This window comes from Halobacillus rhizosphaerae (assembly GCF_046719735.1).
Classification (GTDB): Bacteria; Bacillota; Bacilli; order Bacillales; family Halobacillaceae; genus Halobacillus_B; species Halobacillus_B rhizosphaerae.
Genome location: NZ_JAUTWQ010000023.1, coordinates 77,246 through 89,635 on the forward strand (window position 1 = coordinate 77,246; position 12,390 = coordinate 89,635).

Consider the following 12,390-nt stretch of genomic DNA (forward strand, 5'->3'; position numbering starts at 1 on the left):
CATTTTCGTAAACTTATCAAATAGCGATAGTGTCTGATTCCCATATTCTGTGGAAAGTTGTTATAATTCAGGTACACATAGGAGGAGGGTATGATCTTGAAGGAAGTTGGTTTAGTTCTAGAGGGTGGTGGAATGCGAGGGGCTTATACGGCGGGAGTTCTTGATTTCTTTTTGGATGAAGGTATTGATTTTCCTTATGTTATAGGTGCTTCGGCTGGAGCATGCAATGGGAGTTCCTATATGGCACGGCAACGAGGCAGAAATTACGAAGTGATCGTGGAATATGGAAGTCATCCTGAATACATATCTTATAAACGGTTGCTGAAGGAAAAGCAGCTTTTTGGAATGGATTTCATATTTGATGTACTACCCAATCGATTAGTCCCTTTTGACTATGATAGTTTTTATTCCAATAAAGGTACATTTGTTGTGGCGGCAACAGATATGGTTAGTGGAAAACCTGTTTATTATGATCAGTTTCCGGATAGGAACAGTTTACTGCAAGTTATTCGTGCATCTAGCTCTCTTCCGTTTCTTGCTCCTAGTATTTCTTATCAAGGGAAGCAATTAATGGACGGAGGTATCTCAGATCCTATTCCTGTTGATCAATCAGCACGTTATGGTAATGATAAACATGTCATTGTCATGACTAGAAATGATGGATATGTCAAACGGAAAATGAAACTTGGTTGGTATTTTCATAGAAAGTTTCGGGAATTTCCTGATTTTGCGAAAACGATGGTGGAGCGTCATTATCGTTATAATCAGCAATTACAAACAGTCAAGCATATGGAAGAAGAAGGAAAAGCATTTGTACTGCGTCCTCTTAAGCCCCTGCAGGTGAGTCGAGTGGAGCGTAAGAGAGAACGACTTCACAATTTGTATGTTCAAGGATACGAGGAAGCACGAAATCAAGCAAATAAGCTTGAAGAATTTTTAACCTGATCCAAAAGAGGAGGACAAGTATTGAAAGCAAGTGAAGAGTTAGTCCATCAAATTGTTCAAACCTTCCGGACGAATACTCAAGAGTCCAACAGGCCAGCTATGGAAGCTTATATGAAACACCATTTTGTGTTTTATGGAATAAAAACACCTGAAAGGAACAAACTGCTCCGTCCTATATTGAAGGAATATAAATCGATTTCCCAAACAGAGAGGATGGAAGCCGCTTTTCTATTATTTTCCCGGGACGAAAGAGAAAATCATTACGCCGCTTTAAGCTTGCTTGAAAAAGGTGCGAAGAATATCCCCCGCTCTGCAATTGGAGCTTATCACGAGCTGCTGCAAACGAAACCTTGGTGGGACACTGTGGACATGATTGCTTCGAAACTTTGCGGAAGATACTTTAAGCAGTACCCAGAATATCTTGTTTCCATCACGGAGAGCTGGCGGAACTCTCCCAATATGTGGGTGAGAAGGTCAAGTCTCCTCCACCAATTAAGTTATAAAACAGACACGAACAAGGACTTATTGTTCTCTACTATCGACCAATTGAAAGATGAGAAAGAATTCTTTATTGAAAAAGCAATCGGGTGGTCTTTAAGAGAATACAGTAAAACATCTCCAAAAGAAGTGGTTGCTTTTTTAGAGACCACAGAATGCAGGCCACTTAGTCGAAGAGAAGGGTTGAAGTGGATGAAAAAGAAAGGTTTGCTGCATACATAGATTTGAATCCGTCTTCGTTTAAACCCCTTTTTACTTGTTCATAATAGATGCTAGAACAAATAAGGGGTGGTAAGTAATGGAGAATTGGTTAGATTTTTCTTTTTTTGATAATGTAATTGGTTTATTAAATCCTGATTTGCTTCATGTGTTTGGGATAAAGCCTGTGTACGTGCAATTTTCGCTTGTGTTTATTTTTGTGGTTGCGTTAAGGTGGGTGCTGCTGCCGTTGGTGGAATGGATGATGATTAAGCAATGGTCTGTGTTTTTAAGCTATACAGGCACGGTGATGACGGCCTTGCTATTTCTGCAGCTTGTAGATCGGTATGCAATGGGTAATAGTCAGTCATCTCTTCCCGGTTTTTACTGGCCGATAAGTTTACTAGCGCTCAGTAGTTATGGAATGGTGTACATTCTCATGCGAGTGCTCGGTAAAACGGTTGCTCATTTCAGAGGAAGAGCTAAAAAGAATGCCGCTTAGATAGGTCATTTTTTCCAGTGTCGATCCAGGTAAAGAGGAGAACGGATTATCTTTTTTCTAGAATTGAGCTCCATTATAGAAGGAGACAAGGAGAGGATCCTTCCTCATTCACTGCATTGAACTCCATTTGGTGACTAAATAATCGGTCTTGTCAGCCGATATTATCATGGAGAAGATGAATGAGGAAGGAAGAGATACGTGCATAAAGATCAGGGGATTCTATTAGAAAGTGGAACAAATGAATTAGAAGTAGTTGAATTTGGCGTGGCAGATAATCGGTTTGGTATTAATGTAATCAAGGTAAAAGAGATATTAAATCCTGCCCCGGTTACTAAAATTCCGCATTCTCACCCTTCCGTACAAGGTATAATTGAAATTCGGGGTGAAGTGGTGCCAGTAGTTGATACCGCCCATGCGTTAGGGCTGCCGCCTTCCGAACATCCGGATCAGAATAAATTTATTTTATCAGAATTTAATCAAACAAAGATTGTATTTCATGTCCATACAGTGACTCGAATCCACCGTATTTCCTGGGAAGACATTGAGAAGCCTGATAAATTGTATCAAGGATTGGAAACTCAGATTACAGGTGTTATTAAAATGAATGAAGAGATGCTGCTTTTGCTGGATTTTGAAAAAATCGTAGCGGATATCAACCCGGAATCCAGTCTGAATAAAGAGACCCTCCTCCAATTAGGAGAGAGAGAAAGATCTTCAAAAAAGATCTTAATTGCAGAGGATTCAAGCTTATTAAGATCGATGTTAAAAGAAACACTTGTTGAAGCAGGTTACACAAATTTAGTACTGGCTGAGGATGGAAGGTCTGCGTATGACCTATTATTAGAATCCAGTAACAACGACCGTAATATTGAAGAAGAGTTTCAATTAGTGATTACTGATATTGAAATGCCTCGTATGGATGGCCATCATCTGACAAAACTGATAAAAGAGAACTCCAAACTTGACCTGCTGCCCGTAATTATTTTCTCTTCCTTAATAACTAGCGATTTGAAACACAAAGGGGAAGTGGTAGGAGCAGATGCTCAAATCACTAAACCGGAAATTGTGGAGCTGGTCCGCACGATCGATCAACTTATTCTGTAATTGAGAGCAGTATAAAGAAAAAACGCGTGAATCAGATTTAACAAATCTTGAATTCACGCGTTTTTTGATGAACGGTTTCTCTTACGTAGATAAGTAAATAAATTAGGGTCTCTTTCTTCTTTGGTTCCAAGGGGAAATACTTCTTTGTCCGAGCATTGTTGGTTGAGTAGGAGTGGCAAAAGTACGTGGTGAATAATCTTTAGGCTTCTCCCAATTTAAATACCTGTATAATGTACGCTTGGCTTTAGACAGTGACAACTTTGGCTTAGGGTTGCGGTAAGAGTGGTCCACCTTGCCCAGATGTTTCAGCTCTTCAAAATCACTCTTGTTTGCTGGTATATGAAAATAGTAACCAGCGATTTCAATAAGAAGGGTGGAATGCTGCTTGCTTAGTTTTGGGTGATCGGAGAAATGAAGACCGATTTTCTGTGCTCTTTCTTCGTCTAGTAGTTTTTCTATGGTGAACTTCTTAATCTCATACAAATGTTTGGGTTCTGGGGCCGTTTTGGCGTGCCGGTTGACTATAAACAGTGATTCAGCCAGCTCACGATTCGATGTTTGTGATTTCATCCAAGAACTCCTCTCTATAATCTATCTCTATCTTATTCTTAAATGTAAATATTTTCAAATCAATTCTGCTTAAATTTCCATTTATTCCAGTTTTTTTAAATCTTTTACAATTTGATTGATTTCTTTTGCCTTAGTTCCTTTATATCGTTTTATAACTTTACCCTCAGGGGTGACAAGGAAAAAACTTGTACCGTGGGCGACTTGGTCGGAGTCCTCTAACTGGGTGACAGGTGATTGAAAAGATTTAATAGAAAGCTCCTTTACCTGCTTAAAGGGGTAACCTGTCAGAAAACTCCACCTGGAGAAATCGGCCTGATATTTTTTGGCGAACTTCTTGAGCACCTCAGGCTGGTCGGTTTCTGGATCCACACTGATCGACATGATCTTTGTATCAAGATTCTCTTTATCTAATCTGGACTGAAGTCTTGATAAGTTTCCGGTCATTGGCGGACATACAGTGGTACAACTAGTGAAAACGAAATCTATAATCCAATAATTTCCTTTGATATCCTCAGGGAGGTGCACGGAATTTCCGTCTTGATTTACTGCTGTCAAATCTTCTACATGCCGGGACATATTTTCCTCAATAGGCGACCCGCATCCTGTTAAAACAATTGTAAAAAAAAGTAGAAAAACAATACTTGTAAGTTTCATCATGTGTCCCCCAAATCCACTTTGCTCTATTACTATTGTAACACCATAAATTAGCCGTGGATAAGAATCAAGGAACTGTCACAAAACTGTAAGCGTTTTGTATAGAATTACCTTTTTCTGTAATCCCTTTTTCTAAATACCCGATTTCCTATACAATTATTCTTTCTTTCAGAGCTTTTTTGTTCATATTAAGGCAGACGGAGAGTGGAACAACTGGGGATGCTTTACTAAAAAATATGTTTTTTTAGTAAAATGAACAGGAATTCATTTTTATTTATGGAATGTAGTAAGGGACAGGAGGTCGAATTATGAAGGATAAAGTAATTATTGTAACAGGCGGGTCGAGCGGTATGGGACTGTATATGGCTAAGCGCTTTCTAAAAGAAGGAGCTAACGTTGCCATAACAGGAAGAAATGAAGAGCGGTTGGCTGCTGCTAAAAAGCAAATAGGTGAAGATACTGAAGATCGGTTACTGCTGATTTCGATGGATGTACGAAACGTTGAAGATGTAGATCGAATGGTAAAAGAAACGGTGAGAAGTTTTGGCAGAATTGATGCTTTGGTTAACAATGCCGCTGGTAATTTTATCTCTCCAGCTGAGAAACTTTCGGCTAACGGCTGGAATTCCGTTATTAATATTGTGCTCAATGGAACATTTTACTGCAGTCAGGCCGTTGGGAAGTATTGGATAGAAAATAAAATAAAGGGCTCGATTCTAAATATGGTGGCCACTTACGCTTGGAATGCCGGAGCCGGTGTTATCCATTCAGCTTCGGCAAAAGCAGGGGTTCTGGCGATGACAAGAACGCTTGCCGTTGAATGGGGACAGCGTTACGGAATTAGAGCAAATGCAATAGCTCCAGGTCCCATTGAACGCACAGGCGGGGCGGATAAGCTGTTCGAATCAGAGGAAGCGGCTAAACGAACACTACAATCCGTCCCCTTAGGAAGACTAGGGACTCCAGAAGAAATTGCGGGTCTTGCTAAGTTTATCTTATCAGAGGAAGCGGCCTACATGAATGGGGAAGTTGTTACTCTGGACGGGGGACAGTGGCTGAACCAGTTTCCTTTTTAAACGGGCACTTGAAACAGAAACAACGGCAAGTCCGGGACCTTGCAAGCCCTAATGACCGTTGAAACAGGACATTCATCCTGAAAAACACCTTGTTAAAGGTACTTTACGTAAGTGTTTAAGACTTTAGTATATTCGTAAGCTGCTGCCACTTTAGCAGCGGCTTACATTACGTAAAAGAAGATCATGAAGAAGTGAAGAATAGTCCCTCCGAGGACAAATAAGTGCCATACCATATGGTGATAGGTGAAGCTTCTCCATACGTAGAAAATCGCCCCAATAGAGTACATCACCCCTCCAACTACTAAATACGTGATTCCAGCAGCAGGCACTTGCTCTGTCAAGGGTCCCCATGCAAGCAAGAGAAGCCACCCCATTAGTATATAAAAAATAGTCGAGAGAACGACAAATCGCTTTACGAAAAACACTTTAAAAATGACCCCGAGCACGGCAATTCCCCACACAATTCCAAATAAAGTCCAGCCTAGCGAGCTCCTTAGCGGTACCAATAGAATGGGAGTATAGCTTCCTGCAATAAACAAATAAATGGCAGCATGGTCAAAAATTTCAAATAAATCCTTTAATTTTCCTTCTGGAAAGCTGTGAACAAGAGTGGAAGAAGTATACAAGAGCAGCATGGTCCCGCCATAGATAATTCCTGATACGAGATGCCACGCATTTCCCTCCACAGCAGCATATACAATAAGTAGTACGAGCATTCCGACACTTAATACAGCACCAAAGCCATGAGTAATTGCATTTGCTAATTCTTCGCGTTTTGTAAATGTATGTGTAATCATTAGATTTCAGCTCCAATGTTTCTTTTGATTTAATTATACGTTCCTGGTCTCCTTATCGAAAGTTACACTTGTCACTAATTTTGGGAGTTTCAATTCTATCAAATATGGGGTAATTAATAGGTGATCAAAAACAAGGTATGTCGAAATTTGCGATTCGTTATATGGTCAAAAGTATGGTAAAATTAACTTTGGTTAGGTTCGAACGTTTCTTTCTGCTCCTTCAGTTTTGATTTTAAGGAGTGATTATGATTATGGTAAGTGTAGAAAAAGAAAAAATTGATCTTCCGCTTGTTAGCGAACTGATGATCCCGTCAGAAAAAGTGGCACACGTACAGTTGGGGAACCCTCTGGAGCACGCGCTGCTTGTTTTAGTTAAATCAGGTTATTCTGCCGTACCCGTCCTGGATCAAAGCTATAAGTTTAAAGGAATTATCAGCAAGACCAAGATCCTTGAAGAAACTTTAGGGATGGAACAATTTGAATTAGATCATTTATCAGATATTCAAGTAAGTGAAATTATGGAGAAGAATATTCCGTGTTTAGAGCAAACTGACAATATGCTTGATGCGCTTCATAAACTGATTGATCATCCTTTTGTATGTGTTACGAAAGAAAACGGCGAATTTGACGGTATTGTAACTCGACGAACAATTTTAAAGCAATTCAGTAAGCATTATCATGAAACACTGAAGAGAGCATAATAGAACCGGCTGAATTTAAATGCTATGATAAAATAGATGACATCATTCTCTGGTGTCATCTTTTTTATTATCCGTGAAATTATTCCATTATATGTGTTTAAATAACTATTTGCTTTTTGAATTCGTTTTTGGCCGGAATATTTGTGCCGGCATTGAGGAAATAGAGGTGCTGTACTTATGAAAGAGCGAGAGTATACCTCCTCAAAGAGAGGATTGGTCCTTGCTTCAATTATGCTTGCGATGTTTCTTGCAGCGATAGAAGCGACCATTGTGTCAACTGCCATGCCCAGTATTGTGGCGGACTTAGGAGGGTTTAGTCTTTACAGCTGGGTGTTTTCAGCTTATTTATTGACTAATGCTTCCACTGTATTAATATTTGGCAGATTAGCAGATATCTTTGGCCGTAAACCCGTCTTTTTATTTGGTATTGCCCTGTTTATGATAGGATCTGCTGTTTGTGCTCTGTCTGCTTCAATGTCTCTGCTCATCTTTGCCCGGTTTATTCAAGGAGTAGGGGCAGGTGCCTTAATGCCAATAGCTTCTACGATTGTGGGGGATATGTACACGAAAGAGGAGCGAGCGAAAATCCAAGGATATCTGTCGAGTGTCTGGGGGATATCAGCGGTTACTGGACCGGTCCTTGGCGGTTTTTTTGTAGACGTGCTGAGTTGGCCTTATGTTTTTTGGATGAATCTTCCTCTGGGTATCTTTGCTATGATTGGGATAATTTTTTTCTTTCATGAAGATCTATCCAAAGAAAAGCAGAAATTAGATGTGTTCGGTTCCTTATGGGTTATGGTGGCGGTAAGTACAGTGATGGTGATTTTAGTAGAAGGCGGCGTAGCAATCAGTTGGTCTTCGCTGTCTATGTTGTCGCTGATCGGGCTTGCTTTGGTCAGTGTGTTGGCATTTATCATTCAGGAGAGAAGGGCCGCTGCACCTATGATGCCTTTTCATATCTGGAGTTATCCGTCCATCCGCTATGCTAATTTAACTTCTTTAACTACTGGCATGATTCTCATTGGTGTTTCCAGTTATTTGCCTGCCTTTGTGCAGGGGGTAATGGGACAGTCCGCCACTGCTGCAGGGTTTACTCTGACCACAATGTCGATCGGATGGCCGATTTCATCGACTCTGGCCGGCAGATTAGTATTAAAAATCGGTTTTCGACTCACTTCGCTTGCAGGTGCAGCTTCTTTAATCGCAGGAGGGGTGATTTTTACCTTGCTCAGCCCTGATAAAGGCCCTGTATTTGCTGCAGCAGGTTCGTTATTTATCGGTATTGGTATGGGGCTGTCTTCTACTTCCTTTATTGTATCCATCCAAAATACGGTGGATTGGAGAACCAGAGGAATAGCGACGGCGACTTTAATGTTTATGAGGACGATTGGCAGTGCCTTGGGAGCAGCGCTGCTTGGGGGTATACTAAATAGCAAGATCCAGTCATTGCTTGTGAAGAATGAGCTTGAGGGTCAGTTTTCAGTAGACTCGACTAATTTATTACTGACCGAAGAAGGAAGAAAAGAACTAGGAGGCAAGGCACTAGCCATCCTGAAACAAGGTTTAACTTCTGGTCTGCACCTGGTCTACCTGGGCATTCTAATGCTGGCGATTATCAGCTTCATATTCATTCTGCTCCTTCCCAAAAAGGAAGAGACTTAAAAATTCTTGTCACACTATCAGGGCTTTGATAAAGTAAAGGATGATACAGGATACATACAAAGGAGGACGTAAGCATGAAACAAATGGACGCTAATGAGATTATCTCATTTATTTCAAATAGTGAAAAATCGACACCGGTAAAGGTGTATATTAAGGGGAATAATCTTTCTGACTTGGATTTTGGAGATGAGATTCAGGACTTTATATCCAGTAACAGCGGTGTGATTTTTGGAGAATGGAAAGAAGTAGAACCGATCTTAGAAAAGTACAGTAATGAAATTGAGGACTATGTGCTGGAAAATGATCGTCGTAATTCCGCCATTCCTTTGCTTGACTTAAAGAAAGTCAACGCACGGATCGAACCTGGTGCGGTAATTCGTGACCAAGTAGAGATCGGTGATGGTGCTGTAATTATGCTAGGTGCCATGATCAACATTGGTTCAGTCGTAGGCGAAGGCACAATGATCGATATGAACGTAGTACTTGGTGGCCGTGCTACCGTCGGAAAGAACTGCCATATTGGTGCAGGCACGGTACTGGCAGGGGTTATCGAACCACCATCCGCAGATCCAGTTGTCATTGAAGATGGCGTGGTAATTGGTGCTAATGCGGTTGTTCTTGAAGGCGTTACGGTTGGTGAAGGTGCGGTTGTGGCTGCGGGTGCTATCGTTACTGCCGATGTTGCTCCAAATACTCTTGTGGCAGGAACGCCAGCTAAAGTCATCAAGAAAATTGATGACCAAACGAAATCTAAAACCGAAATTAAACAAGAATTACGTAAACTTGATAACTAATTAAGATTGGCCTTGCTCCTCAGCAAGGCCATTTTTTCAGAAAGGAGACGTCCAGTTTGAATAAGGAGCACTTAATTCAAATCAGGAGAGAACTTCATCAAATACCTGAACTTGGATTTGAAGAAATCAAAACGCAAGCGTATCTATTAAATGTTATAAGAAATTTGCCCCAGGATCATTTGGAAATCTACCCGTGGAAAACCGGCATATTTGTTTGGGTAAAGGGGAAATCAGGGGAGAAGACCATAGGCTATCGCACTGATATAGACGGACTGCCTCTTAAGGAAACGACTAATTATGAATTTGCCTCTGCCCATGAGGGTAAAATGCATGCATGCGGCCATGACTTTCATATGACTATTGCTTTAGCCGCTCTTTCAAAACTGGCTCATGAACCTGCCGATAATCACGTTCTCTTCCTATTCCAGCCCGCAGAGGAGGGTCCAGGCGGCGCTGAACCTATGATACATTCTGATCTTATGAAGCAGTTTACACTTGATAAGATTTTTGCTTTGCATATAGCACCAGAGCTGCCAGTTGGAACCGTGGCCTCCAAACCGGGCATGCTGTTTGCTAATACGAGTGAATTATTTGTTGATTTGCTAGGCAAAGGCGGGCACGCAGCTTTTCCGCACACTGCATATGATATGGTAGTGGCAGCGAGTTCTTTCGTAACCCAGCTTCAGCAAATTACCGCTAGAAGAGTAGATCCCCTTGACAGTGCCGTGATCACCATTGGGAAGATTGAGAGCGGTACCGTGCAAAATATTATAGCTGAGAGGGCACGACTGGAGGGAACCATTCGTACACTTTCTCCTGAATCCATGGATCAAGTAAAAGGCGAAGTTGAAAAAGTAGCGAAAGGGTTGGAAATTTCGAACGATTGCACAGTTACCATCGATTATGGTGCAAATTACCACCAGGTGTTTAATCATGGGGAGTCAATAGAAACGTTTAAATCCATCGTTGATCAGACGAAATATACGTATAAGGAAGCCCGAATGGCAATGACAGGAGAAGACTTTGGTTATATGGCTAAAGAAATTCCAGGTTTCATGTTCTGGCTCGGGGTCGATTCTGAAGCAGGACTGCATCATTCGAATCTTAAACCGAAAGAAGAAGCCTTAGAGGTAGGAGCTGCAATCGTCGAAGAAACTTTAAGAAAGCTTTGAAGATGATGCATACTCATGGTATCCAAGGTAACAATAATCATGTATTTCCAACATAGCTGACAGGAGGAATCTTACATGAAAAGGATCGCCATTGAGGAGAATTTGTCCGATATACGTTCCGCTTTACAGGAAAAAGGGTATGATCTAGTAACCTTGAAAAATCAGGAAGATGCAAATGACTGCGAGTGCTGTATTATTTCCGGCCAGGATCGAAATGTCATGGGGATCATGAATACAGAAACTAAAGGTTCTGTCATTGATGCCCATGGACGTACTGCTGATGAAGTATGCCAGGAAGTAGAATCTCGTTTCTCCTGATTAAAGAAGGGAGGCATAAGCCTCCTTTACATAACCGAAATAGGGAGAGTCCTGCTTATGGGGGTCACAATAAAATTAGCAGCTGTAGCTTTTCTTATTTTGCTGACAGCTTTTTTTGTAGCTAGTGAATTTGCAATTGTAAAAGTTAGAAAAACAAAACTTCAGTCACGGGCAAATAATGGAGATCAGAAAGCTGTTGTTGCTTTAGGAATGGTCAATGAATTGGACAATTATTTATCTGCCTGTCAGCTTGGCATTACGATTACCTCTTTAGGGCTAGGGTGGCTGGGGGAACCTGCCCTCGACCATATTCTTGAACCCTTAATTGGAAATTTGGCGATGCCTGAAGCTATCTCTAATACCATCTCCATTGCCATTGCCTTCTTTATCATTACGTTTCTGCATGTAGTGTTAGGTGAACTTGCGCCGAAAACATTCGCTATTCAAAAAGCCGAGAGTCTCGTAATAGCGATCGCCCGGCCGCTTATAATCTTCAGCAAGGTGATGCATCCGTTTATCTGGCTTTTAAATGGTTCAGCCAATGTATTTGTGAGGATATTCGGGTTGGAAACTGCCAAGGAATCCGATGAAGTCCACTCGGAGGAAGAACTGAGGCACATTCTCTCCCAAAGTTATCAACAGGGAGAAATCAATCGTTCGGAATATACTTATGTGGACCGAATATTTGAATTCGACAACCGAACGGCGAAGGAGATCATGATTCCGAGAACAGAGATGGCCGTAGTCGATGTAAATGATTCAATTCGGACCATCATTCGGGATATGAAACAAAACCGTTATACTCGGTATCCCGTCATTGATGATGATAAAGATACGATACTTGGAGTCCTTCATATGAAAGAATTCTTCTATGAAAAAGTAGAGGAGCATGGCAGTATAACTCCATACATTCGGCCGGTACTTAAAGTGTTTGAAAACATTCCTATTCATAATTTATTAGTACGAATGAAAAAAGAACGGACTCATTTGGCAGTATTACTTGATGAATATGGGGGTACAGCCGGGATCGTGACCGTGGAAGATATCTTAGAGGAAATTGTTGGAGAAATACGCGATGAATTCGATTATGATGAGGAAAGAGAAATTAAACGGCTGAAGAATGGACATTTTCTTCTTGAAGGTAAAGTATCGATACAAGATGTGAATGAATTTTTTGATTCGAAATTAGATCATGATGATATTGATACTATTTCCGGCTGGATTTATACGCAGGATTTTGACACACGGGAAGGAACTGTTGTGTATGACCGTAACCTATATTTTAAAGTGGTCGACATGCAGGACGGTCAAATTAAAAAAGTAGAAGCTTGGAAATCGAACGATTAAAAAAACATCCCGGGGTTTGAACTGTCCCCCGTTATTTGGACAATTTATAAAA

14 protein-coding genes are annotated in these 12,390 nt (G+C 41.0%); 11 read left to right on the plus strand and 3 right to left on the minus strand.

The annotated features are described in order from the left end of the window. Nucleotides 1-90: 90 nt before the first annotated feature. From Q7A53_RS18545 to Q7A53_RS18560, 4 genes are all read left to right on the plus strand, one after another. A complete protein-coding gene (locus Q7A53_RS18545) occupies nt 91-945 on the plus strand; it encodes a patatin-like phospholipase family protein (protein ID WP_411790693.1) in 855 nt (284 codons plus the stop codon). Between the two features lie 21 nt (nt 946-966). Continuing rightward, nucleotides 967-1,665, plus strand: a complete 699-nt coding sequence (locus Q7A53_RS18550) for a DNA alkylation repair protein (protein WP_411790694.1) — start codon at nt 967-969, stop codon at nt 1,663-1,665. 76 nt (nt 1,666-1,741) lie between these two features. Then, complete coding sequence (locus Q7A53_RS18555; protein WP_411790695.1) at nt 1,742-2,143, plus strand: hypothetical protein; 402 nt, start codon at nt 1,742-1,744, stop codon at nt 2,141-2,143. A gap of 198 nt (nt 2,144-2,341) precedes the next feature. Further along, complete coding sequence (locus Q7A53_RS18560; RefSeq protein WP_411790696.1) at nt 2,342-3,247, plus strand: chemotaxis protein; 906 nt, start codon at nt 2,342-2,344, stop codon at nt 3,245-3,247. Between the two features lie 102 nt (nt 3,248-3,349). On the opposite strand, the gene Q7A53_RS18565 is transcribed toward Q7A53_RS18560, so the two are convergent. Next, nucleotides 3,350-3,817, minus strand: coding sequence for a YkyB family protein (locus Q7A53_RS18565; protein WP_411790697.1), 468 nt, complete (start codon nt 3,815-3,817; stop codon nt 3,350-3,352). Nucleotides 3,818-3,898: 81 nt separating this feature from the next. After that, nucleotides 3,899-4,471: an SCO family protein gene (locus Q7A53_RS18570; protein ID WP_411790698.1), complete on the minus strand. Its 573-nt coding sequence runs from the start codon at nt 4,469-4,471 to the stop codon at nt 3,899-3,901. A gap of 308 nt (nt 4,472-4,779) precedes the next feature. On the opposite strand from Q7A53_RS18570, the gene fadH reads away from it, so the two are divergent. Next, nucleotides 4,780-5,547 (plus strand): 2,4-dienoyl-CoA reductase, encoded by a 768-nt coding sequence (gene fadH / locus Q7A53_RS18575; RefSeq protein ID WP_411790699.1) that lies wholly within the window; start codon nt 4,780-4,782, stop codon nt 5,545-5,547. 161 nt (nt 5,548-5,708) lie between these two features. Here fadH and trhA read toward each other — a convergent pair whose 3' ends face one another. Then, a complete protein-coding gene (gene trhA, locus Q7A53_RS18580) occupies nt 5,709-6,344 on the minus strand; it encodes a PAQR family membrane homeostasis protein TrhA (RefSeq protein ID WP_411790700.1) in 636 nt (211 codons plus the stop codon). 251 nt (nt 6,345-6,595) lie between these two features. On the opposite strand from trhA, the gene cbpB reads away from it, so the two are divergent. From cbpB to Q7A53_RS18610, 6 genes are all read left to right on the plus strand, one after another. Further along, entirely contained in the window at nt 6,596-7,045 is a 450-nt protein-coding gene (gene cbpB / locus Q7A53_RS18585; protein WP_411790701.1) for a cyclic-di-AMP-binding protein CbpB, read from the plus strand. A gap of 177 nt (nt 7,046-7,222) precedes the next feature. Further along, nucleotides 7,223-8,707, plus strand: a complete 1,485-nt coding sequence (locus tag Q7A53_RS18590; RefSeq protein ID WP_411790702.1) for an MDR family MFS transporter — start codon at nt 7,223-7,225, stop codon at nt 8,705-8,707. A gap of 74 nt (nt 8,708-8,781) precedes the next feature. Further along, a complete protein-coding gene (gene dapD / locus Q7A53_RS18595; protein ID WP_411790703.1) occupies nt 8,782-9,501 on the plus strand; it encodes a 2,3,4,5-tetrahydropyridine-2,6-dicarboxylate N-acetyltransferase in 720 nt (239 codons plus the stop codon). A 56-nt stretch (nt 9,502-9,557) separates the two neighbouring features. After that, complete coding sequence (locus Q7A53_RS18600) at nt 9,558-10,673, plus strand: N-acetyldiaminopimelate deacetylase (RefSeq protein ID WP_411790704.1); 1,116 nt, start codon at nt 9,558-9,560, stop codon at nt 10,671-10,673. A 75-nt stretch (nt 10,674-10,748) separates the two neighbouring features. Next, on the plus strand, nt 10,749-10,991 hold the full coding sequence (locus Q7A53_RS18605) for a YkuS family protein (protein WP_411790705.1): 243 nt from the start codon (nt 10,749-10,751) through the stop codon (nt 10,989-10,991). A gap of 57 nt (nt 10,992-11,048) precedes the next feature. Then, nucleotides 11,049-12,338, plus strand: coding sequence for a hemolysin family protein (locus Q7A53_RS18610; protein ID WP_411790706.1), 1,290 nt, complete (start codon nt 11,049-11,051; stop codon nt 12,336-12,338). The last annotated feature ends 52 nt before the right edge of the window (nt 12,339-12,390 follow it).